The organism is Chitinophaga sancti (assembly GCF_034424315.1).
GTDB classification, from domain to species: Bacteria; Bacteroidota; Bacteroidia; order Chitinophagales; family Chitinophagaceae; genus Chitinophaga; species Chitinophaga sancti.
In genome coordinates this window covers 281299-306545 of record NZ_CP139972.1, presented here as the reverse complement: position 1 = coordinate 306545, position 25247 = coordinate 281299, and the positions used below count along the sequence as shown (strand labels likewise).

Here is a 25247-nt window from a genome sequence, read left to right as displayed (position 1 = left end):
TTTTATTGCCCATGGTTTAGGGCGGGCAAAATGCAGCACCCATTACTCCAAATAGATAAAGCCTTCTGGCACAAGTCCAAAAGGCTTTCAATCAGGTATTTACAGGTGTTATAAGCTTAGTCTTTTGATCAGCTCATCCTGTATAGCAAACCACGCTTCTACCTCCCCACTGTCTGTAAACGTCTGCTTCATTTCAGAATTCAGCTTGATCTTTTCAACCACCGAAATTGCAAGTTTTCTCAATGCCAGGGTAGCCAGAATATTTAAAGAATCCAGCTTTTCCAGTGGAGTTTCAGGATAGTCTTCACTGGGTTTGCCTGTTAGTGCGGCTACTGTTTCAGCGGCTGCTAATGCATCTTCGCATTCAGAAGTGTCGAGGAGACCGTCTTTGTTCAATGAAAACTGCAAGGTATCAGCGATCAAGCCTCCATCCTTAGCATCAATCATTTCAAATACCCAGTCTAGTGAACCATCATTTTCAAAATTTCTGGTACCCCATGTGCCCATAGCTATGTAAGTTTTTTGTTTGGTTGCGTAAAGTTAATTCAGACTTCTGAAATCTAAAAGTTCGTGCTGCTTATGAATTTTAAAATTTCAGGCAACAACCTAAAAAAATCGAACCACGCTCCTTTCTATCCTCAGTTCCAGCTATTCAACTTTTTTTTAAAATTCCAGGTTCCCCACTAGTTCAGACTTCTAAAGTCCACCGGCACCAGCTTACTAACCCCTGGCTCCTGCATTGTCACGCCATAAATCACATCTACCGATGCCATCGTTTGCTTATTGTGCGTTACAATAATAAACTGTGAATTATCCGAAAATTTACGAATCATATTCGTAAACTTCCCAACATTTGCATCATCCAGTGGCGCATCCACCTCATCCAGGATACAGAACGGTGCCGGTTTGATCAGGTAGATCGCAAACAACAAAGCTGTTGCTGTCAGGGTCTTTTCTCCACCGCTCAACTGTGTAATTGCTGCCGGACGCTTACCCTTCGGCTTCGCTATAATCTCAATCCCTGTGTCTGCCAGGTTCTCCGGATCACTCAATATCATATCACACTGATCTTCCTCTGTAAACAGCGCCTTAAATACTCTAACAAAATTCTCCTTCACCTGGTTAAAGGTTTCCAAAAATTTCTGGTTCGCCGTTGCCTCCACTTCCTGGATCGTGGCCATCAGGGATTCTTTCGCCGTCACAAGATCATTCTTTTGTTCCAGGATAAACTCATACCGCTTCTTCATTTCCTGGTAAGCCTCTATCGCAGTCGGGTTGATCTCACCCATGTTCTCCAGTCGCTTTTTCAGGCGTTCTGCACTACCCTGCAATTCGTCTGCCGGCAATGTAGAACTACGCACCTCATCTATTATTTCATCCAGGTTCACCTTGAACTCCACACTCAGGCGTTCTTTCATGGAGGCCAGTTGCAGTTTCAGCTCATTCACCTTGTCCTTGATCACGGTCAGGGCACGGTCCAGCTCCTCGCGGGCACGCGTACGGGCACGGAGGCTGGTTTCCTTTTCCTGCAGCATGTTCCGGAAATTATAATATTCCTGGTCCTTCTCGTTCAGTTCTTTCTCTTCTTCTTCTTTGCGGCGGAAGAGGTCTATCAGGCCATCTTCTGCAGCCCCCAGTTTGTCTTCAGCAGCAGCAATATTCGCTACCGCATCTTCCAGCTGGCTCTTATTGCTGGTGATCTGGTTGTGCAGATCTGTCAGTTGCTTACGTTTAAAATCCAGTTCCTGGCGCAGGGCCGCTACTTTGGATTGCTGGCGGGTCTGTTGTAAGTTCTGGTTGTTGAACTGTACATTCGCCTGGTTAAACTGTGCTTCCGCATCGCTGGCAGCACGTTCTGCATTGACAATATTGTCGTGCAGTGCATGTACCTTCTCATTCAGATCTTCCAGTTCTTCCCTTACACCGGCAATGCTTTCCTGGTTCTGTTCCAGGGATTGCTGCATTTCAGCCAGCCTTTTATCGCCGGATTCGATGAGGTGACGGAAGTTCTCGATCCTGTTCTGCAGACCAAAGACCTGGTTATTCAGCTGGTTGATCTTTTCCCGCTGCTGGTTGATCCTGTTTTCATTCAGCTGGGTGTTATAGCCCAGGACCTCGTTATGCTTCACCTGGATCTGTTCGCGCAGGGTAGCGACGATCGTTTCCAGTGCACGGATCTCCTCATCCAGTTTTTCGAGGTTCTTGGCGCGGCCGAGTTTCTTTCCTTCGAAAGCACCCACGCTACCACCACTCATATTGTATTTACCACGTACAATGCGGCCACTCTTTTCGATCACAAGTACATCCTGATCGGAGAGCTGCTCCCATTCAATGCCACTTACATTGTCAGCGATGAACACCTTGCCCAGCAGGTAATTACCCAGTCCTTGATACCTTTCTTCAATCTCTACCACATCCAGTGCCGGGATGGTATTGGGAGGGGTAGAGCGCTGAGCGCCCTGATGATGGAACTGATCCAGGATAAAGAAATTGGCTTTACCCTTCTTGTTATCATCGAGGAGGTTGATCGCCTGAATGGCTTCGGCAGCGTTGTTGACTACATAATAGTTCAGGTAAGGTTCGAGCAGGTTCTCTACGCAGGTGCGGTAGTCTTCGCGACAAAAGAAGATATCGCTAAGGATTGGGGCTTTATTGTTCCAGTCGGTATTTTTCCTGAGGAATTTGATACTGTCGGGGTAACCTTCCAGGCTGTCTACCAGGGATTTGAGCAGGTCGTACTCGTTCTTTTTCTGATCGAGGGTACGGTTTTCATCCACCAGTTTATCACGCAGGCCTTCAATTTCGCCCTGGGTACTGAGGATCTTGCTCTTGGTCTCTTCCTGGAAAGCAATCATTTCTTCCAGGTCGCCCTTTGCATCCAGCAGGGTATCCTGCAAAATGCCTTTTTCTTCATCCAGTTGCGTGATTTGCAGCTGGCGGTTGGCCTTTTCTTCCTGGAGTTGCTGAATGCTACGCTGGAGGTTCTGTACCGAAGTATCGGCTACGGCCACTTTTTTCTCTGCCTCGAACTGCTGGCGTTGCCATTGTTGCTGATCGCGGCGGAGGTTTTCGAGGGCCAGTTTCTTTTGGTTAAAGGATTCCTTCTTATCATCCACCATGTCCTGCAGGCCTTCCAGTTGATCCTGGAGGGAGTCGAACACATCCTGTTCTTCTGTAACCTGGTTTTCGGTAAAGGCGATGGAATCGGTGAGACCTTGCAGCTGTCCTTCGGCGTTGGTGAGGAAGGAGCTGATATTGCGTTCTCTTTCCTTTAAGTAGGTGAGTTGTTGTGTTGCGAGGTTCTTGTCGTTTTCCTTGGTACGGATGGTGGCTACCAGCTCGTTAAAGGATTTTTGCAGTACGGACAGTTCGCGTTCTTTGGCTACGAAGTGCAGTTTATCTTCTTCGATGGAGGCCTCATCTTTGGTGATGTCGGCTTCCAGGGCCAGTTTCTTATCTGATTCGGCTTGTTGCCTGTCTGTCAGGTCTTTAAATTCAACATTAAAACCTTCGAGGGCGGCTTTGGCCAGTTCTATAGAGATTTCGCGGTATTCTTTCTTGATTTCGTAGAAGCGTTCAGCTTTACGGGCCTGGGCTTCGAGGGTTTTGAGGTTGTTGTTGATTTCAAACAGCAGGTCCTCAATACGGTTCAGGTCTCCTTCGGTCGCGTCGAGCTTCGATTTGGCTTCCTTTTTACGGGTTTTGTAGATGGAGATACCGGCGGCTTGCTCAAGCATGCGGCGGCGGGAGTTCTCTTTATCTTTAATGATATCATCTACCATCCCGAGTTCGATGATGGCGTAAGAATCCGTGCTGACACCAGTATCCATAAACAGGTTATGGATGTCCTTCAGCCGGCAGGCTACGTCATTTAGTCTGTATTCGGAATCACCGTTCTTGTAGAATTTGCGGGTGATAGTGACGGTGGTAAACTCAGTAGGGAGTACATTGCGGGTATTCTCAAACGTGAGGCTTACTTCAGCCATCCCGCTGGCAGAGCGGGTTTTGGAGCCGTTGAACACCAGGCCGGATTGGTTTTCTGAGCGGAGATTGGAGATCTTATGCTCACCAATAACCCATCGGATGGAGTCGATAATATTACTTTTGCCACAGCCGTTGGGGCCTATAACCCCGGTTACACCTTCATCGAAGTGTAAGACAGTCTTGTCTGCAAAACTTTTGAAGCCTTTGATTTCTAATGTTTTTAAACGCACAATTGCTCCTCTTTGTTTTTTTAAAGCCGTCAAAGATAACTATGATTTCTCTGATTTCTTGTATCAGATTTAACCATTCACAACACAATTACGTTCCTGGTCATTATTTTTTCAAAGAAAGCAGTAATTTATTATAGATAGACGTGTCAGGGGAAATTTAATTATACACAGTTGTGTATAAATTTCAGACAGGTTGTTGATGATCATTGCTTTAAGATGAAAATAATGCTGGGTTAGCCGATATGGTATGGACTAACAGGGCGCACAAATTAGGAATTTTTTCTATTTTAAGAAGAATTTAAAAATGGCCTGCAGTAGCAGGAAAGCGCCTATTATTAATAAGCCCTTAAAAAAGAACCCCCATTTGTCCTCCATCGCCGGGTATAATAATTGAATGCGTATCTTTGCACATATTAAATTTCTACATGCGGCACTGGATCCAGGAAGTCAGGAATTTCATCTACAGCTATCATTTTAGTACCGGGTTACGTACTACCATCAGTGTGGTCGTGCCTTCCGTAGTCTGCTCCTTGTTGGGAAACCTCCCTCTTGGGATCGTCATCTCCCTCGGTGCCCTTGCTACTGCCCTTTCGGACGTTCCGGGCACCGCCATCCATAAGCGAAACGGTACCCTCATCGCCATCTTCTTCATTTTTAACACGGCCCTTTGTACATCGCTCATCATGGCCTACCCGGTATTGATGGCCTTTGGGATCCTGGTGTGCTGTTTCATGAGTGCTATGCTGCTCGTGTATGGCAACAGGGGCGGCAACATTGGTATCGGCTGTATGCTTGTCATGGTATCCATCCTTGGCGAAAAGGCAGTGCCGGTTCACGAAGCCTTTCTTCACAGCTTCTATATATTATTAGGCGCCGTATGGTATGGCCTCCTGTCATTACTACTCTGGCAGATCCGCCCTTACCTGAGCGTACAGCAAATGCTCTCTGAGTGTATTACCGAAACGGCTGAATACCTCCTGGCAAGGGCACATTTCTACGATCCCGATGCTGGTGATAAGATCGAAAAAATCCATAAAGATGTATTTGCGCAACAGGTGGTCGTCAATGAGAAACAGGAAGCCGTACGCGAACTCTTATTAAAAAGACGTTCTCACCAGGAAGGTACGACCAGCATCAACAAGGCCCTGGTACTAATCTTCCTCGACATGGTCGATCTCCAGGAACAGATCATGGCTGCCCAGACAGATTACCAGGCCCTTCATGAATCTTTCGACAGCGCAGGCATCCTGGATAAGTTCCATACCCTGATCCTTGAATTTGCAGGAGAACTGAAAATCATCGGTGAGGCAGTTGCCGCAGGCCAGCGTTCCCTGCCAAAGGCCAACCTGCGATACGAAATTGCAAAAGTGCAGAAGGCCGTTGACGAGATCAGGAAAACATTACCGACAGTAAAAGAAAGAACGCGCTTATTAGTGCTGTCCAATATCCTCCATAACCTGTCAGACATGGCGCAAAGGATTTACAACCTGCACCGCCTGACCCGCCTGGAAAGAGTAAAAGACGAGATCATTGACCCGAGATTACAGCTTTCAAGTTTTACGAGTCATGGTTCATATGATGTGGAAACCTTTTTGAATAACCTTACTTTCCAGTCACACATTTTCAGGCATGCCCTGCGCGTAAGTCTCGCATCGGTAACGGGCTACGTGATTGGCCAGATCTTTCACCTGGACCGGCTTTACTGGATTCTGCTCACGATCGTGGTGATCCTGAAACCGGGTTTTAGTATTACAAAAGCAAGAAGTTACCAGCGTATATATGGAACGGTGGCAGGGGCTCTATTTGCAGCAGGGATCTTATACCTGACAGCGAATAATACGGTGATTTTCATCGCAATGCTCTTTTGTATTCTCGGGGCTTATAGTTTCATGACGCACCAGTATACCCTGAGTGTGTTTTTTGTAACGCCTTTTGTGATCTTCCTGTTGCACTTTTTGCACCCGGCAAATTTGTATAATGTAGGATGGAGGGTGATGGATACCACTATTGGTGGTACGATCGCATTCTTTGCCAACCTGCTGCTATGGCCGAGTTGGGAAAAGAATACCCTGCCCAGTCATATGATCAGGATGGTGAAGAGTAATGCGAAATACTTTGAGCAGGTGATGCATTTGTATACGCAGGAAAACTTTGTGCTGAATGATTATAAACTGGCCAGGAAGGATTCGAATGTAAGTGCCGCGAACCTGATGTCGGCATTTCAGCGCATGCTGTCGGAGCCGAAGAGCAAGCAGCGAAATGGCTCCCTGGTGTATCATTTTGTGGTGGTGAATAATTCGATCATTTCACATATAGCGGCACTGGCTAACTATGGGACAACGCATAATGGCGTGCGGTTTCAGCAGCCTGAGTATAAGTTATTGAGTAATAATCTGCAGGCGTATTTTACGTGTATACTGGAGATGCTGGAGAAACCTGGTGAGAAGCCTTCTTCGCCGCCGGCGAACCTGGAGGCGTTTGAAACCCTGGACATGAAGCTGGAAGCCATTTACCAGAAAAGGCAGGAAGAAGTGAATAATGGGAAGGGGGATTCGGATCTGAGGCAGGAGATCCTGGAGGTGAAGCAGGTGAGAGATCAGTTGCATGCGGTGATGTCACTGCTGAAGGACATGAAGAAGATGCTGGAACAAAATAATTAAAAACAAAGGGCGTTTACTTTCGGTAAACGCCCTTTATTTTTAATCTGTATAAATTATTCCAAATTGATCCGTTACCGGTTCCAGGTGTTCCAAAATCAAATCAAAGAAAGCCGGCCCCTGTTGAATATACCAGGGCATGAAGTTTTCTTTGCGCTCCTGTAAACTATTTGCCGGGAACAATCGCTGCTTCAGCACCCGGATCTGGTCCGTCTGCCATGCAAACTTCCTTTTCTCCGCCCGCAAAAACTTATGCTCCAGCTTCCCAATTGACTTAATCGCTTTAGACCGCTCTGATTCTACCGACTTTACCAAAGTAATATCAATATCTTCCGCCTTCAGCGACAATTCATCAAACAATTTCTCTATCGCCGCATACTCATCTTTTAGCACCAGCGCTGCATTTGTATGCTTCTGCACAAACTCATTCACCAGCGACTCCGCATCCCGGAACAGATCTGCCATATCCAGGCCCAGTTTCTCCAACCTGGCCAGCGAAGCAAGATCTGCCATCAGGAAAGAATTGCGTAGTAATAATATGGGAAACGGCACCTTGTAATGCGCAAATAAATCCTGCAACTCAATCCAGTACGCAATTTCCCCGCCTCCACCAATAAAGGCGATGTTCGGCAGAATCGTCTCCTGGAACAAGCCTCTTAATATCACATTCGGACTGAATCGCTCCGGGTGCTCCTGCAATTCCTTTTCCAGCGTTTCCCGGCTAAACTCCACCGGCATATGCAGCACTTTCCAGGTATCCCCGATCTGCACAATACGCTCACGGGCTGTTGCTGTCAGGTAGAACAGGTTGATCTCCCGTGGATTCGCCTGTACTTTATAATGCTGAGAAAGTCTCGTAAGCGTCTCATTTACAATCTTGTGGGAGTGCTGGTGCAGCAGTTCGTCTCTCATTACAGGAATGTAGAGACGCTTCAGCGCCGGGCTATCAGGCACCAATACCACCAGGCCGTAACAGCCAAACAATTCATTTACAAGGTATAAGGTGGCTTCCTGGATATTCTCATGTTCCAGGTAGGCCTTTTTCATCATGGCCATGAGTTCAGCTGCATGCGGGCCGTAACCCAGCGCCGATTCGATGGTGGCAAAAAGTTCGGTGAAGCCCTCTGGCTGCATACGGCCTACTGCTCCCTCCTGGGAAGTAGCCCAGTTGATGTTCTTGCCGCCAATATACACATGGCCAAGCTCCTCAAGGTCAGCATCCTCACTACCCATGTAATAAACAGGCACGAACTTATATTGCGGATACTTATCCTGTAACTGACCGGCAAGCTTGATGGCCTGCAGGATCTTGTATACAAAATAGAGGTAACCGGTAAAGATATTAGGCTGGTGGGCGGTAGTCACCGTAAAGGTGTTCGCCTCGCCTAAGCTGTTGATATTATTCTTTACATGATCTGTGATCTGAAGGCCCTCATACTGTTCTTTCAGGGCAGACACTAATACCCCACGCTGTTGTGGATGCGATTTCTTAGCCTTAATAGCGGCTTCAAAATCAGGGGATAAGGAGGAATATTTGTAAAAAGAACGCAGATGCGGATGGTCTGCGAGGAAGTCTATTACCAGTTGATTGAAATACCCCGTCTGACTATACGATATATTGCTTACAGGTTGCTCCATACTACACTCAAATGATCTTTTGAATGCACGAATTTAGGGGAAAAGGGGGAGATGATGGGGGAAATTTCATGAGTGGTAAATTGGGAAGGATGCGAAAAATTGGCTTTCACCGCTGGTAAAAGCCAATTTTCCGCGAAGCCGGCATGGGCCTGCCGCCGGCTAAAAAATTAGTTATCAGGGCTGACTAAGCTGATTTCCATAATATTTCAACCTGATCTCCGCTGATTTGGCCGCAAAACTCACATTTATCAATAAATACCCCGCATTCTCAAAACTCTGCTGTGCCGTCTTCACATCAATAATCGTTGCCTGTTTCAGCTGAAAACGCTGCAATACCAGTTCCAGCAATTTCCCGGACAATTCATAATTATCCTTCGCCGTCTGCAACTGCTGTAAATTATTATTATATGCCTGCCAGCTTTTCACAATATTCCCCGTATAATTCATTCCCAGCGTATCCCTCACCAAACGATCGTTAGAAGTATTGATCGCCGCAATCTCCTGCCTCCGCTTATACACAGACCCATTAAAAACCGGGATATTCACTCCCACTCCTACATAGGGTCCATAGTTCTGGTTCAGCAATGAAAACCCATCACTATTCCTGGTATAATTAAAATTATACCCCGCATTCCCCGTCAAAGACGGATAGCGGTAAGCCGCCGTCTCTTTTTCCAAATACTGATCTACCTGTACCTGTTTGCCTGCGGCCATCAGATCCGGGTGCTGCTCCATAGATTGTAAAATAGGCGCCAGCTGCAAATCTGTAGCTACGACGATCGTATCTTTGATAACGATGAGCGAATCCTGCTTCAAAGTCAGCACGGTCAGCAGATCCGTCTTTGCCTGATCTATCACCAGTTGCTGCGCCTGCAAATTCTGCACCTGGGTATTCAGATCCACCTGTGCCTGAAAAAGATCCGCATTATTCGCCACACCCACAGATTGCTGTGCTTTTACAATATCCAGTTTCTGCCGGGATACCTCAATGGAGCGCCCCAGGGTAGCCGCATAACTCTCCTGCCGGATGATGTCGTAGTACTTCAACATCACATTGTAAGTGATCGCCGCCACTCTTGACTTTAAATAATCATTGCTAATGGACTCAGCCACCTCTAACCGTTTGCTGGCATTGGCCACCCTGCTACCCGTATAAATAGGCACTGTTGCGCCAATACTGGCAGTGAGCTGGTTAGAACGGGCATTACTGCTACTCTTATTGTTAGCGGCATTCGCATACTTCTGTTCCAGGCTTGTCAACTGCTCCACATCAGTACCTGAAGCACTTACGACCGGCATACCACCTGCCACCGCGTAATTATTGTTTGTCTGCGCAATCTTTACATTATTCTCCGCGATCTGAAGGCCCAGATTCTTATTCAGCGCAATACTCACCGCATCCTTCAGCGTCAGCTGCTGCGCATGCAGCCAGCCTGGGAGTATAAAGAAAGTCAGGTATATAATAAATCTTTTCATGTTATTATTTTTATTCTGCCACACCAGGTATATGCGCCTTATGCTTACCACTCACATAAGTATACAATGCCGGAATTACGAACAGTGTCAGGATCAGTGAGAACATGATACCACCTACTACCACAATTCCCAATGGTACACGGCTCGTACTCGCCGCTCCCAGGCTCATAGCCAGTGGCAATGCACCCAGTGCTGTTGCCAGCGATGTCATCAGGATGGGGCGTAAACGCTGCGAAGCCGCTTCCACCACGGCTTCATGCTTACTCATTCCCAGCTCCCGCTTCTGGTTCGTAAACTCTACGATCAGGATCCCGTTCTTGGTCACCAATCCGATCAACATGATCATACCGATTTCGGAGAAGATATTTAAGGTCTGGCCAAAGATCCACAAACTCAACAAGGCCCCTGCCAATGCCAGCGGCACTGTAAACATGATCGTCAATGGATCGATAAAGCTTTCAAACTGTGCTGCCAGTACCAGGTAAATCAACACCAGTGCTAACGCGAATGCAAATACGATATTGGAAGAGCTCTCTGCATAGTCACGGCTGGAGCCTGACAATGCCGTATGGAAGCCAGGGTCCAGTAACCGGTCTCCTATTGCCCGCATCGCCTCGATACCATCCCCAATCGTATGCCCCGGCGCCAGTGAAGCGGAGATCGTTGCACTCTTGAAGCGATTGAAGTGATACAAGGTTGCCGGACTTGTACTCGTCACCACTTTCACCACTGCATCCAAAGGAATTTTATCACCACTCGCATTGCGTACATAGATATGACTGATATCTGCAGGCTCATTTCTTTCTGTTCTTTCCAATTGCGCAATCACATAATACTGGTAGCCGTTCATGATGAAGTAGGCCAGCCGTCCACCGCTGAATGCCGCTTGCATAGCAGCAATCACATCATTCGTAGAAAGGCCCAGGTCCTTGATCTTCATACGATCAAAGCTAACTTCCAGTGTAGGTTTTGTAAATTTCAGATCTACGTCTACGTTAGCAAAGGTTGGATCTTTCCGTGCCTCTTCGAGGAATAAAGGAATCGTGCTTTTGAGTTTATTTAAATCCTGGTTCTGTAGGATAAACTGGATTGGCAAACTGGTCTTGGAGCCGGAACCCACAGCGATCGTCTGCTCCTGGATCGTAAAGATGCGCGCATCGTTAAAGCGTTTCAGCTTCTTATTCAGATCATTCGCTATCTCTGACTGACTACGTTCTCTTTCTTCAGGAGGTACCAGGCCGATACGTGGTTGTGAGCTATTGATCACAGAACCCGCAGGTGTTCTTGCAAATACAAAGGCTCGTTCAGGCACTGAATCATACAGGTAATTTGCAATCTTATCACTCACTGCCTGTGTATAGCTATAGCTCGTACCTTCGGGTAAGCTCACCGTCATACGAATGCTGCTCCGATCTTCCAGGGGGGCAATCTCACTTTGTATATTACATAAGATCAGCCATATCATACCTGCGCAGACCAGGATGATCGCGACCGCCAGGAAACGCACTTTCATAAAAGCTTCCAGCCAGCGCTTGTAACCACTTTCCATTCCCTGGAAGAAAGGCTCTGTCTTTTCATAAAACTTACCGTGTCCTGCATCTTTTTTATTCAGGTACACATTTAATACAGGCGTAATCGTGAGTGATACAAATGCAGAGATCAAAACTGCCGTCGCCAGCACCACCCCAAACTCACGGAATAACCTGCCCACAAATCCCTGTAAAAATATCACCGGCATAAACACCACTGCCAGTGTAAGCGAGGTAGAGATCACTGCAAAGAAGATCTCCTTGCTTCCTTCCAGCGCGGCTGTGCGGATGTTCATCCCCTGCTCCAGTTTACGGAAAATGTTTTCCGTGACCACAATCCCATCGTCCACCACCAGGCCTGTGGCCAGTACAATCCCCAGCAGGGTTAATATATTGATCGTAAATCCAGCCAGGTACACGACGAAGAATGTAGCAATAAGGGAGATCGGGATATCAATCAGCGGTCTTATTGCAATCAGCCAGTTTCTGAAGAAGAAAAAGATCACCAATACCACCAGTGCAAATGCAATGATCAGGGTCTCTTTTACCTCTGCCAGTGACTGCCGGATGTTCCGCGTGTTATCGACCAGCACACTAAATTCAATATCGTCCTTATTGGATGCTTTGATCGCCTCCATACGTTTCTTAAACTCATCGGCAATGGCTATATTATTTGCGCCGGGCTGGGGAATGATTGCCAACCCTACTGCATTTACACCATTGTATTTCCATCCCTGTTCTTCAATCTGCGGACCCAGTTCTACCCGCGCCACATCGCCAAGGCGTACAATACCTGTACTGTCTTCGCGCAGGATCAGGTCCCGGAAATCCTTCTCCGTGGTCAGGCGGCCAAGGGCATTAATCGTTAGTTCAGTATTGTTACCATATACCTTCCCTGCCGGCAACTGAACGTTTTCAGTTTTAAGTGCAGTGCTGATGTCATTATAGGCTACGTTATAGGCATCCATCTTCGCTTCGTTGAGCCAGAGGCGCATGGCATAACTCTTATCGCCAAAGATGTTTACGGAGCTCACCTGGTCGATGGTCTGCAATTGCTGCTGCAATACGTTATCGACATAGTCGCTCAGTTCCATGAGCGATTTGGTACGGCTTTGTACTGCCAGGATCAGGATCGGGTCACTGTTCGCATCGGCCTTGGTGACCACCGGCGGCGCATCGATGTCAAGCGGCAGGTTCTTGGTGGCCTGGCTTACCTTATCACGCACATCACTGGCAGCAGCTTCCAGGTCAATACCGAGATTGAACTCTACCGTGATCACGCTGCTGCCCAGGGAGCTATTAGAAGAAATGGTACGGATACCGGGAATACCGTTGATCTGCTTTTCCAGCGGTTCGGAGATCTGGCTTTCCATGATGTCCGGGTTGGCACCGGTATATGAAGTCGTGACTGTAATAATCGGGGGGTCGATAGCAGGATAATCTCTCACTGCCAGGAAATAATAGCCAATCACCCCAAACAGTATAATCAGGAGGTTCATCACTGTCGCAAGGACAGGCCGCTTCAATGATAGTTCTGAAATATTCATTTGTAAAAATCCGTTGGGTGATTATTGCTGTGCAGCCACGAGTTTTTCCAGTGTCTTCACTTGTCTGACCTTTACAGGGGCATCGGGGCGGGCAAAGAGTACGCCGGTCACCACCACTGTATCACCGACGCTGATCCCGCTGGTGATCTCCACGTTATTGACTTCCCGTACACCGGTTTGCACGGTAGACAGGTGGGCCTTACCGTCTTTGACGAGCACGACCTGGTTGTTCTTATCGTTTGGAATGAGGGCGTTGGTAGGCACCATAATGGCTTTCGCCTCCGCACCGGCATTGAAATAAACTTTCACGAATGCCCCTGGGCGCCCCTTGCCGTCAGAAAGGAGGGCACGCACTTTTACGTTGCGGCTCGTCTGGCTCACCTGGGGTTCCATGGCGATCACAGTGGCTTGTTTGCGGGTGCCGTTGTTCGCATCGCTCACAACGTCTACTACACCACCTTTCTTTATATTATGGGCGTAATTCTCTGGTAACAGGAAATCTACCCGCATCTTGTCGGGAGATTGGATAGTGGCGATGAGGGTATTGGGGGTGGCATAAGCCCCGATACTCACCTGTCGCAGACCAATGATGCCTGTAAAAGGTGCACGGATAGCGGCCTTGTCAATCTGGGCCTGGGTGTATGCCATATCCGCCTGGGTACTGTGTACGTTGTTCAGCGCCAGGTCGTAATCAGCCTGGTTGATCCCGTTGAGGTCCAGGAGTTTGCGGTCGCGTTGTTCCGTTTTCTGGTAGAGGTCCAGCAGGACTTTGGACTTTTGCAGTTGTGCCTGCAGGTCGGCATCGTTGATGCGGGCAATGAGGGTGCCTTTTTCGACAATGCTGCCTTCGGGAATGTTGAGGTAGGTGATCCTGCCACTGATTTCCGGGTGTAATTCTGCAAATTCGTTGGGAACGATGGTACCGTTTGCTTCAACGTTGTTAGTGACACTACGCGTGTCAGCAATGATGACATCTACGATAGTAGGTTGGTTTCCCTGTGATTTAGCATCTTCCGTTTTCTTTTTATTATGGCAGGCGACTGATAATAACAACATACAACACAGCCCCGTTATATGTATTGCCCTTTGATCCAGCAAAACCATCAAAATTGATTTTATGTTGAGAACCTAAAAAACAAATGTAGATTTCGGGGGAAGGAGGATTGTATTATGTCGGCCAAAAGGCAAAAGGTGTCGGTGATTAATAAAAAAGGAGAGATAAACGGGCGCAAATAAACGTTGAAATGAGGGGTAATTTTAACAGTATTTAACGCTGTTATTAATTTATAATTCTTTACATTCCTGCCGCTGAAACCCTTTGCTGGCAAGGACTTTCAAAGATAAAACATTTTCTGCCACTTGTCATCATTAATTCAATTTTAACAGTTATTTTGACCGTTTATAAGGGTGGATCAGGAAAATAGTGAAGACCATTACCAAAAGTTACTGCCATAAAAAAATCGATTTCACCCAAAGATGAAATCGATTCTATAATTGCATTATAAATATGTCTTAAATAACAAAGCCATCCGGGATGACCATCCCGTTCTTAATTACCACAATTCCATCCTTCACGGTATACTGCTCATACTCCCCATTGGGCAACACCTCCCCCACATTTATCTTCACATTATTTCCAATACTCACATTCTTATCTATTATCGCTTTATTGATCACACAATTATCTCCAATCCCCATTGGCGGATGGCCTTTTGCTTTCGCTCTTGCCAGGTCTTCCAGGGTCTGGTAGAAATCGCTCCCCATAATATAGCTGTTTGTAATCACAGACCCCTTCCCGATACGGGCACGGATCCCTACTACGCAGCGTTCCAGTGTGCTATCACTGATAATCGTACCGTCGGCAATGATGGTCTTATTAAAAGACCCGCTCATCTTTGCCGGAGGCAGCATACGTGCACGGGAGTAGATGGTTTGGTGTTCATCGAATAAATTGAACTGGGGAATTTCATCTGTCAGTGCCAGGTTTGCTTCCCAGAATGAGCAGATATTTCCGATATCCGTCCAGTAGCCGGTATATTGATAGCTCATTACCTTCAGCGCTGCATTGATTGCGTAGGGAATGATCTCCTTACCGAAATCGGTCGCAGCCTCCTGTCCTTTCAGCAATTCCACGAGAGTATTCCTGCTAAAGATATAAATACCCATACTTGCCAGGTATTCTCTTCCTGCGGCATGCATTTCGTCACTCACCGGGCTGGCCCATGGTGCCAGTACATCCTGCTTTGGCTTTTCTGTAAATGAAGTAATGAGGCCTTTATCGTCTGTTTTCAGAATCCCAAAATCAGAGGCATCTTTCGCCGTTACCGGAATGGTACCGATGGTTACCTCTGCCTGTGATTCAATATGATGTTGCAGCATCTCCCTGAAATCCATCTGGTACAGCTGGTCGCCGGAGAGGATGAGTACATAATCGTACTCATAGTTCTCAATGTGATGGAGGCACTGGCGTACCGCATCTGCTGTACCCTGGTACCAGGTAGGGTTATCCGGGGTCTGCTCAGCTGCCAGAATATCTACAAACGCTTTACTGAAATGACTGAAATGATAGGTATTCTTAATATGCTTATTCAGTGAAGCGGAGTTAAACTGTGTGAGCACAAAAATGCGGTTCATATCCGCATTCAAACAATTGGAGATGGGAATATCCACCAATCTATATTTACCAGCTACCGGCACAGCGGGTTTCGAGCGCTTGCGGGTGAGCGGATAAAGGCGGGTACCGGAACCGCCTCCTAAGATAAGGGAGATAACTGCGTTAGACATATTTCTATTCTTTTGTTTCGTTGAAATAATGATTACTATAAATGGAAAGTCCCGTTTACAAACTACGTGGAAAGTTCCGTGCCAATTAAGGTCTGATAACTATTGATTCGTATAATTTTACATACTCAGCGGCGGCGCTATCCCAGGAGTGATCGATCTGCATGATATATTCCTGGATCTCCTGTAATGCCTGTCTATCATTGTACAGTTCCACAGCACGGGCTATGGCCTGGCAGGCATCCCAGGCTTCAGCCTGTATAAAGCGGATACCGAAACCACCGGTTTCTCCAAAGTCCTTCACTGTATCTTTCAATCCACCCACACTACGTACAATGGGCACCGTACCATAACGCAGCGCGTATAACTGGTTCAGGCCACAAGGCTCTACCCTGCTCGGCATCAGGAGGAAATCACTCCCTGCGTAAATGCGGTGAGACAAGCCCTCGTTATATCCAAACTGCACATTGAAGTTAGGCGCAGTGCCGGCCTTTGTCTGGTGCAATCGCCATTCTGTCTGAGATTCTCCGCTACCCAGTACAAGGAAGTTAAGTTGTTTTTGCTGTTCGTACAGTGAACGGCCAATAATATCTGGTAGGAGATCAGCTCCTTTCTCGCCTACTAAACGGCCAATGAAGGAGAACAATGGTAATTCGGGGTCAAAGCCAAACTCTTCGCACAACTGGCGCTTTATTTCTTTTTTCCCTTGTACAAAGGAAGTTTCATCATAATGAACAGGTAACATCGGGTCTGTTGCAGGATCCCATACCTTGTTGTCTATACCGTTCAGGATACCCTTGCACTTCCGGCGTTCGCTGCGGAGCAGACTTTCCAGTCCGTTCGCACCATTGTACATTTCTTCCAGGTATCCGGGAGATACGGTAGTCACTCTCCAGGCACACTTGATCGCTGCTGCCAGGGGGTTCACTGCATTCTCCCAGCCAACCAGCCCTGCCTTCCAGAGGTCAAAACCCGGTAAGCGGTACAGCTGCTCCCAGCCAAACTGCCCCTGGTATTGCGCATTATGAATGGTCAATACCGTGGCAATGGTACGCAGCCTTTCATACTTATAAGCATGCGTCATCATAAAAGGAATAAACCCGGTATGATGATCGTGGCAATGCACCACATCAGGATGATGCTGCCATTCATTGAGCCAGTCTAATACGCCTATCTGAAATGCCAGGAAACGTTCCATATCATTCCAGTGCCCGTACACGCCCTCCTGGTCCAGCAATCCCGGAATATCCAACAGGTAAAGGTCAAAGCCCAACACATTGTTCTTCTCGCGGAATACGTTGACATGATACCAGTTGAAACCCACCCAGGTACCTCCCTGGTGCACGAGTTCAAATTCGTTGTTCTCAAAAAAGCGGGTCTTATAGGCGGGCATCACTACCTTGGCTACACAACCCAGATCGTGCTGATATTTAGGCAGCGCACCCACTACATCGGCTAATCCTCCTACTTTCGCTACCGGATAACATTCTGCGCTAACGTGTAAAATTTCCATGCTTGTCAGTTAATAAATAAAGCTCTTGTATGTAATCAAATTAGCTTGGAAAAAGGATATTGCAAAGGAATATCCAAACTTTCTTTGTATTATTTGTATAGTCGCCACTGGTACAGCCTGATGTCTTCAAAGCCACGTCCATCCGGCTTGTAGCAAGCCTTTCCAGTCATGATGTTTTTTTATCATAAGGCAATTTCATCCACCACGATATGTGGCGATGCAACCACGGAATGCAGAAAAAGCGATTATAATGAAAAATCTTATCTTCGAAGGCTATTAATTTCCAACTAGTTTTATGCAATTTGGTCGCGTCAATGATTCCTTGTTAAATAATATAGACTTTAGCCTGCCTGATCCTGCTGATAACAGACTGGTATTACCAGGTCAGCCTGCGGCTAACCTGCATGTTTACATCGGCTGCCCGCGCTGGGGAATGAAAGAGTGGGTAGGTACCCTTTATCCCAAAGGTACCAAAGAAGCCAATTACCTCGAAGAATATCCTCATCACTTCAATTGTATTGAGTTCAATGCAACACATTATAAGATCTATGATCCCGGTACCATCGGGAAATGGAAGGCCCGTTTAAACAGGAAGGATTTCAAATTCTGCCCCAAGGTACCGCAGTCGATCAGTCACTACAGCAGTCTTGTCAATGCACAGGATCAAACCACCGCCTTCCTCGAAGGGATACTTGCACTTGAAGAAAACCTGGGGCCGATCTTTTTGCAGCTGGGCGAAAACTTTAGTCCTAACAGGCGGGATAAATTATTTACCTATTTGCAAAGTTTGCCCACCGACCTCTCCTGGTATGTAGAGCTCAGGCATCCCGATTGGTTCACAAACCCGGCTACTACAAAGGAGCTTTTCAGTCATTTAAGGCAATTGAAAATCGGTGCTGTGATCACAGATACTGCCGGCCGGAGAGACTGTGTGCACATGCAGCTACCCACACCGGGGTCAATGGTGCGCTTTGTGGGGAATAGCCTGCATCCGACAGACTATAAAAGAATGGATGACTGGGCTACACGAATTGATCAATGGGTAAAGAATGGCTTGCAGGAGTTATACTTCTTCATGCACATGCAGGATGATATGAGTTATATAGAAGCCAGCATTTATTTTATTGACAAACTGAAAGAAGTATGTGGGATCAGTGTGCCGAAACCTGTATTCCAGCCCCGGCAACAGTCGCTCTTTTAATTGTTTGCATAAAGTTTCTGTAGGTGTTCTTTTGTACGACAAGTGCGAGACTATGCCCAATACAATAAAGGCAGATAAAAAGCGTATGCTCCTTATCTGCCTACCACTTAAAGCAGCCATCATCTTAACCTTACTGCTGCTGGTTTTTATCTCCTTTGTTTTGTGTTTTCTTATCTTTGTCTTTTTTGGGAATGATGATCCTTTCCGGATCATTTGATGTCACTTCTCTCGTGATATCACGACTATAATTATTTCCAAGATTAGGTTCTCCCTGTTCAAGGCCTGTACTACCTATTGATCTGTCTCTGATTTCCATAACTCACTATTTTTGGGTGAATAATTATAAGACTGATAGCCCAGAAACCATGCCAGTCAAAACGTTCAATAGCGGACACAAGTTGCTGAAAACGAACAGTCTGCATTCTGAAATTGATTCATTTACAAGGCTTTGTAAACTGGTATCATTGTAGTAAATATTTTCCCATGATCAGAAATTATTGCCGTGTTGCCTGGCGCAACTTGCTACAAAATAAGACGCTGTCGGCCATCAATATTACAGGGCTCGCCCTGGGTATGGCTTTCGCCCTCCTCATCGGTATGTGGGTCCAGTTCGAAAAGAGTTTTGATCAGTTTCATACTAACGGTGATCGTATAGGGATTTTCATCAAGCACCAGCTCTTTAATGATGAAAAGACCACGCAATACACCACGCCTCTGCCCATCTATGCCCTTATGCAACATGACTATCCCGAAGTAAAACGTGCGACGAGGATAAGTCAGTCGGATAAACTGGGTATTGCCTATGGCACCAATAAATTCTTCAAAACAGGGATCTGTGCTGACCCGGCTTTTCTACAGATGTTTTCCTTTACGCTGATTGCGGGGAATGTCAATACTGCCCTGAATGATGTGAACAGTATCATACTTACGCAATCACAGGCGCGCGCTTTGTTTGGGAATGCTTCCCCTCTCGGGCAAACGGTGAAAGTAGACAATATGGAAATGCAGGTAACAGGCGTGATGCAAGACCTGCCGCCAAATTCAAGCTTCCAGTTTGACTTCCTCATGCCCTTTGCCATGATGGAGCGGGAATCGCAATTTGTAAAAGATGCCAATACCCGCTGGGGGGTCAACTTTGCATGGAATGCCATTGAACTGAACCCAGGTGCCAGCATGGAAGGCCTGTCAAAAAAGGTACGCAACCTGGTAAACGAGCACGATCCGGGGCATGATAACCAGTTCCTGGACCTGCAACCTTTTACACGCATGCACCTGCACAATGAATTCAAAGACTGGAAAGAAGCCGGGGGTAGAATCACCTATGTACACCTCTTTACCATCATCGGCATCTTCGTACTGCTCATAGCCTGTATCAATTTCATGAACCTGAGTACTGCCAGGTCCGAGAAGCGGGCCAAAGAAGTGGGCATCCGTAAGGCTATCGGTTCAGGACGTACGCAATTGATCAGTCAGTTCCTCAGTGAGTCCGTGATGACCGCCCTGATTGCCTTTCTCCTTGCTATTATCCTTATTTTAATCATACAGCCTTTCCTGGGCCAGGTAGGTGTATCACATGTACATTTCTCCCTGCAGCATCTCTGGATGGCCTTAGGAATTTGTATTGCCACAGGCCTGCTGGCAGGTTCTTATCCTGCCTGGTACCTGTCGTCCTTCATTCCGGCGAAAGTGTTGAAAGGTGCTGTGAGGACTGGCAGGAACCCCGTTACCTTACGTCGTGTACTGGTCGTGTTCCAGTTTGCCATCAGCATAGCCCTCATTATCTGTACGACTATCGTATTCCAGCAGATCCGTCATGCACAGACCAGGTCCATGGGCTATGACCCTAACAACCTGCTGGCTGTACAAACCAGTGCGGCACTTAATAAAAACTATGCTGCCCTGAAACAGGAACTGCTGAACACCGGCCAGTTGGAGGCGGTGGCAAGGACCTCCCAACCCATGACAGCCAATTACAACAAGTGGAGCGATTTCTCCTGGCAGGGCAAAGACCCTAAAGCAGAAATCTCGATGGATGTGATCATGGCAGACTGGGATTATGATAAGGTAACTGGAATGCAAATCTTACAGGGTCGTTCCTTTGAGGCAGGTCGTCGTACAGATTCCAGTGGTGTGATCCTGAATGAAACCGCGCTTAAGACGATTGGCTATACCGATCCTATCGGCAAAACGATCAGGTCCGGAGCCAATACACTAACCATTATCGGGGTCATCAGGGATATGGTATTGTACAATCCTTACCAGACTGCATACCCGCTGGCGATCATCTTTGAAAGAGATGATGCGAACGCGATACTTTTGCGTTTAAAGAAAGGAACAGACCTTTCAAAAACGCTGGGCATCATCTCTCCAGTTTTTGAAAAGTACAATACAGATCAGCCATTTGCCTATACATTCACAGACCAGGATTTTGCCCATAAATTCGAAATGGAGAACCAGGTAGGCAGTTTAGCAGCCACCTTTGCCTTGCTGGCAATCCTGATCTCAGGTATGGGGCTCTTTGGCCTGGCGATGTTCATGGCAGAACGCAGAACAAAGGAAATTGGGATCAGAAAGGTAATGGGCGCCAATTTGCTGCAGCTGTGGGTATTGCTTTCCAGCGATTTTGTATGGCTGGTGGTGTTAGCGACAATGATAGCGACACCATGTGCTTTCTTTTTGATGAGACAGTGGTTGACACATTTTGATTACAGGATCGGCATCAGTTGGGAAGTGTTTGCATATGCAGGGGTATTGGCTTGTGTAATTGCTTTATTGACGGTAAGTAGCCAGGCAATAAAAGCGGCGTTAATCAATCCGATCATTTCATTAAAATCCGAATAATATATTTTTCATAAGCCGTCCGCAGGAACCCCTGCCTGGAAAAAACTGCTTTCGCCTACAGCAAAAGCGGTTTTTCCAGGCCCTAAAAACAACAAATTTCAAAAAACAACCAATTAAATTAGACAAAATCTAACAAACACCCCTATTTGCATTCCACCAATCAAAACATTACTTTTGCTTTCTGAAAAGGGAAGATTAATATGCGCGAAAAGCTTAGGGAGCTTGCCGGACAATTTACCGGAACGTTATACACTGACGACACCATGCGTACTCTGTACGCCACAGATGCCTCAGCATACAGAGAAATGCCATTGGCCGTAGCTATCCCAGCCAATGAAGAGGACATCAAAACACTGATCCGCTTTGCGAGAGCAAACAAAACGTCGCTTATCCCGCGTACCGCGGGAACGTCGTTGGCCGGACAGGTTGTTGGGAACGGTATCGTAGTAGACGTGTCGCGTACTTTCACCAAAATCCTCGAAATCAATACTGATGAACATTGGGTACGCGTTCAGCCCGGCGTGATCCGCGATGAGCTGAACATGTTCCTGCAGCCATACGGCTTCTACTTCGGCCCTGAAACCTCTACTGCCAACCGTGCCATGATCGGCGGGATGGTAGGGAACAATTCCTGCGGCTCCAACTCCGTTGTATATGGCAGTGTCCGCGAACACCTCCTCGAAGTAAAAGCCATCCTCAGCGATGGTTCGGATGTGACCTTCAACAGCATTTCCGTTGATGAATTCCATGCCCGCTGTGAAAAGAATGATGGCAGCCTGGAAACAGCCGTATACAAACAAATGCGCACACTGCTGGGCAACCACTCTAACCAGGATGAAATACGCCGTGAATTTCCAAAGCCGAGCATCCTGCGCCGAAACACCGGTTACGCGGTAGACCTGCTCCTGGAAACAGCGCCTTTCACCGCTGGCAAAGAAGACTTCAACTTCTGTAAACTCATCGCCGGCTCCGAGGGTACCCTCGCCTTTCTCACAGAAATAAAAATACACGTAGATCCACTGCCTCCGAAGGAGACAGGTCTGCTCTGCGTGCACTTCAATAATATAGATGAATCCCTGCGTGCGAATATTATTGCTATGCAATATAAACCCAGCGCCAGTGAACTAATCGACCACTACATCCTGGAGTGTACAAAAGACAATATTGAACAAAGCAAGAACCGCTTCTTTGTGCAGGGCGATCCCGGTGCCATCCTGGTTGTTGAATTCCTCCGCGATACCCGCGAAGAAGTCACAGCGATCTCCGACCGCCTCGTTGCAGAACTGAAAGCTGCCGGCCTTGGCTATCACTTCCCCCTCCTCTTTGGTGCTGATTCTAAGAAGATCTGGACGCTGCGTAAAGCAGGTTTAGGTCTGCTCAGTAACCTGCCCGGGGATGAGAAAGCGGTACCTGTAATCGAAGATACCGCCGTCGACATCTACGATCTGCCAGATTATATCCGTGACTTCAACGAGGTGCTGAAAGCAAATAACCTCTACTGCGTACACTATGCACACGCTGGTAGTGGGGAGATCCACCTTCGCCCGATCATCAACCTGAAAACGGCAGAAGGTAATGCCCTCTTCCGCAAGATCGCTGAAGAGATTGCAACCCTCGTTAAAAAATACAAAGGCTCCCTGAGTGGAGAGCATGGTGACGGCCGTTTACGTGGTGAATTCATTCGCCAGATGATCGGTGACAAGAACTATGAACTGCTCAGAGATGTGAAATATGCATGGGATCCGGAGAACATCTTCAATCCAAGCAAGATTGTTGATACCCCAAGTATGAACAGTATGCTGCGTTATACACCGGGTCAGCAAACGCCGCCTATCCAGACCGTGTTCCATTTTCCAGAACAAACTATTCTGCAACACGCAGAACAGTGTAACGGTTCCGGCGACTGCCGTAAAACACAGCTGAGCGGTGGTACCATGTGCCCCAGCTACATGGCTACGCGCAATGAAAAAGATACCACCCGTGCAAGAGCGAATATCTTACGCGAATTCCTCACACATTCCAACAAAGAAAACCGCTTCGACCATAAAGAGATCAAAGAAGTACTGGACCTCTGTCTTGCTTGTAAAGGCTGTAAATCAGAATGTCCATCTAACGTAGACATGGCGAAACTGAAAATGGAATTCCTGCAGCATTATTACGATGCGAATGGTGTACCGTTCAGAGCAAAACTGATCAGTAATTATAATCGTCTGAACGGACTGGCACAATTTGTACCAGGCATTTACAACTGGATGATCAATACCAAAGCCACCGGTAACCTGATAAAGAAAACCTCCGGTTTTGCAAAAGATCGTTCACTGCCAGGCTTACAAAAGATTACGCTGCGTCGCTGGTTTAAGAGGGCGTGGCCGGCGATGAAAGCCCAGCTGCCTGTGGCGACAAAAAAAGTATACCTCTTCTGTGATGAGTTCACCAACTTCAATGATACACATATTGGTATCAAAGCGGTACAGTTACTCTATCGTTTAGGATATGATGTAGTGATGATCGATCATCCTGAAAGTGCACGTGCATGGCTGTCAAAAGGCCTGCTGCGCAAAGCGAGGGTGTTCGCAGAGCAGAATGTACAGATCTTTAGCGAAGTGATTAATGATGATATGCCTTTGTTAGGTATAGAGCCTTCAGCTATCTTAAGTTTCAGAGATGAGTATCCTGACCTGGTGCGCGAAGAACTGAGAGCATCTGCAAAAACGCTGGCTAAAAATGTATTCCTGATAGATGAGTTCCTGAACAAGGAAGCAGAGAAAGGCAATATCAAAGCAGCCCAATTTACAACAGATAAAAAACAGATCAAACTGCACGGGCATTGCCAGCAAAAAGCATTGTCTTCTGCAATGTATAGTAAGAATATTTTATCACTGCCGGCCCAGTATTCAGTGGAGGTCATCCCTTCAGGATGTTGTGGAATGGCGGGATCATTTGGGTATGAGAAAGAGCATTATGATTTGTCCATGCAGATTGGTGAACTGGTATTATTCCCTGCAGTAAGAAGTGCGGCGAATGAAACCCTCATCGCTGCACCAGGCACCAGTTGCCGGCACCAGGTGAAAGATGGAACAGGCAAAAAAGCAATGCACCCGATCGAAATTTTATTCGACGCATTGAAGTAAAAATTAAAAAACGCTTTGGCTTATGGCCAAAGCGTTTTTTTAATTCAACTCTTTTCTCAACTCCTTTATCGCTTCATGCACTTTGTTATAAATAGTCCGTTCCGACAACCCTGTCTTCGCAGCTATCTCCGCATAAGACAAGCCCTCAAAATACTTCAACCGTATCAATAATTGTTTTCTCTCCGTGAGTCGTTGAATAGCATTTGTAATCCGCTGTTGCAGCAATACTCCTTCCTCCCGTTGCAGGCTTGCCTGCTCAGGAGATGGTTCAGTGAATAACTGTAAATGTTCGTCTGTCAGTTCCTGTACCGTCGAAAGCGAACCACCTTCCTTAATTAATTTTCTCCTGAAGGCTGTCGTTACATAAGTAAGCGGGAACTCAACATCCTGCAAGCTTTCCCGCTGTTGCCACAATTGCAGGAACTGCTGGTTCAATACATCTTTCACCAGATCCCTGTCGGCCGAAATCTTCAATCCTATCGATAATAAATATGGGAAAAACTGACGGTACAATGCATAAAAATCCTGTTCGCTACGATTGTTTACAAATGCCGTCCATAACGCCCGGATTTCTTCTGTACCCCTGGCACCCATATATTGGCATATTAAGGCGGCAAAGCTACAGCCTTCAAAAAACGTTCGTTTATGCATTCGGGAAAAATGTACCCGTTAAAGTTTTCCCAAATTGATCATTGGCCTTAAAATGCATACCCACAAGT

Annotated in this window: 14 protein-coding genes; 4 read left to right on the top strand and 10 right to left on the bottom strand. The window is 46.8% G+C overall.

From position 1 onward, the window contains the following. Positions 1-108: 108 nt before the first annotated feature. Together U0033_RS01050 and smc are read right to left on the bottom strand one after the other, a co-directional pair. Positions 109-507: a DUF4259 domain-containing protein gene (locus tag U0033_RS01050; RefSeq protein WP_072357360.1), complete on the bottom strand. Its 399-nt coding sequence runs from the start codon at positions 505-507 to the stop codon at positions 109-111. 176 nt (positions 508-683) lie between these two features. Continuing rightward, positions 684-4214, bottom strand: coding sequence for a chromosome segregation protein SMC (gene smc, locus U0033_RS01045; protein WP_072357359.1), 3531 nt, complete (start codon positions 4212-4214; stop codon positions 684-686). A gap of 425 nt (positions 4215-4639) precedes the next feature. On the opposite strand from smc, the gene U0033_RS01040 reads away from it, so the two are divergent. Then, positions 4640-6874: an FUSC family protein gene (locus U0033_RS01040; protein WP_072357358.1), complete on the top strand. Its 2235-nt coding sequence runs from the start codon at positions 4640-4642 to the stop codon at positions 6872-6874. A 39-nt stretch (positions 6875-6913) separates the two neighbouring features. On the opposite strand, the gene bshC is transcribed toward U0033_RS01040, so the two are convergent. The 6 genes from bshC to U0033_RS01010 all read right to left on the bottom strand — a co-directional run bounded on the left by bshC (position 6914) and on the right by U0033_RS01010 (position 17355). After that, positions 6914-8509 carry a bacillithiol biosynthesis cysteine-adding enzyme BshC gene (gene bshC, locus U0033_RS01035; RefSeq protein ID WP_072357357.1) on the bottom strand — a complete coding sequence of 532 codons (1596 nt, stop codon included), beginning with the start codon at positions 8507-8509 and terminating at the stop codon, positions 6914-6916. A gap of 174 nt (positions 8510-8683) precedes the next feature. Continuing rightward, positions 8684-9985 (bottom strand): TolC family protein, encoded by a 1302-nt coding sequence (locus U0033_RS01030; RefSeq protein WP_072357511.1) that lies wholly within the window; start codon positions 9983-9985, stop codon positions 8684-8686. Between the two features lie 10 nt (positions 9986-9995). Further along, positions 9996-13061, bottom strand: coding sequence for an efflux RND transporter permease subunit (locus U0033_RS01025; RefSeq protein ID WP_072357356.1), 3066 nt, complete (start codon positions 13059-13061; stop codon positions 9996-9998). A 21-nt stretch (positions 13062-13082) separates the two neighbouring features. Then, positions 13083-14117 carry an efflux RND transporter periplasmic adaptor subunit gene (locus U0033_RS01020; RefSeq protein ID WP_072357510.1) on the bottom strand — a complete coding sequence of 345 codons (1035 nt, stop codon included), beginning with the start codon at positions 14115-14117 and terminating at the stop codon, positions 13083-13085. Between the two features lie 456 nt (positions 14118-14573). Then, positions 14574-15845, bottom strand: coding sequence for a glucose-1-phosphate adenylyltransferase (locus tag U0033_RS01015; RefSeq protein ID WP_072357355.1), 1272 nt, complete (start codon positions 15843-15845; stop codon positions 14574-14576). Between the two features lie 85 nt (positions 15846-15930). Continuing rightward, on the bottom strand, positions 15931-17355 hold the full coding sequence (locus tag U0033_RS01010) for a glycogen synthase (RefSeq protein WP_072357354.1): 1425 nt from the start codon (positions 17353-17355) through the stop codon (positions 15931-15933). 295 nt (positions 17356-17650) lie between these two features. Here U0033_RS01010 and U0033_RS01005 point away from each other — a divergent pair, with 295 nt between their 5' ends. After that, positions 17651-18556, top strand: a complete 906-nt coding sequence (locus U0033_RS01005; protein WP_072357353.1) for a DUF72 domain-containing protein — start codon at positions 17651-17653, stop codon at positions 18554-18556. Between the two features lie 130 nt (positions 18557-18686). Here the strand turns inward: U0033_RS01005 and U0033_RS01000 are convergent, their stop codons facing one another. Beyond that, complete coding sequence (locus U0033_RS01000; RefSeq protein ID WP_072357352.1) at positions 18687-18872, bottom strand: hypothetical protein; 186 nt, start codon at positions 18870-18872, stop codon at positions 18687-18689. Between the two features lie 167 nt (positions 18873-19039). Between U0033_RS01000 and U0033_RS00995 the strand changes: the two genes are divergently transcribed. Together U0033_RS00995 and U0033_RS00990 are read left to right on the top strand one after the other, a co-directional pair. Further along, positions 19040-21397, top strand: coding sequence for an ABC transporter permease (locus U0033_RS00995; protein WP_072357351.1), 2358 nt, complete (start codon positions 19040-19042; stop codon positions 21395-21397). A gap of 200 nt (positions 21398-21597) precedes the next feature. Beyond that, positions 21598-24528: an FAD-binding and (Fe-S)-binding domain-containing protein gene (locus U0033_RS00990; protein WP_072357350.1), complete on the top strand. Its 2931-nt coding sequence runs from the start codon at positions 21598-21600 to the stop codon at positions 24526-24528. 39 nt (positions 24529-24567) lie between these two features. Here U0033_RS00990 and U0033_RS00985 read toward each other — a convergent pair whose 3' ends face one another. Further along, positions 24568-25179, bottom strand: coding sequence for an RNA polymerase sigma factor (locus U0033_RS00985; RefSeq protein ID WP_083571351.1), 612 nt, complete (start codon positions 25177-25179; stop codon positions 24568-24570). Between the last annotated feature and the right edge of the window lie 68 nt (positions 25180-25247).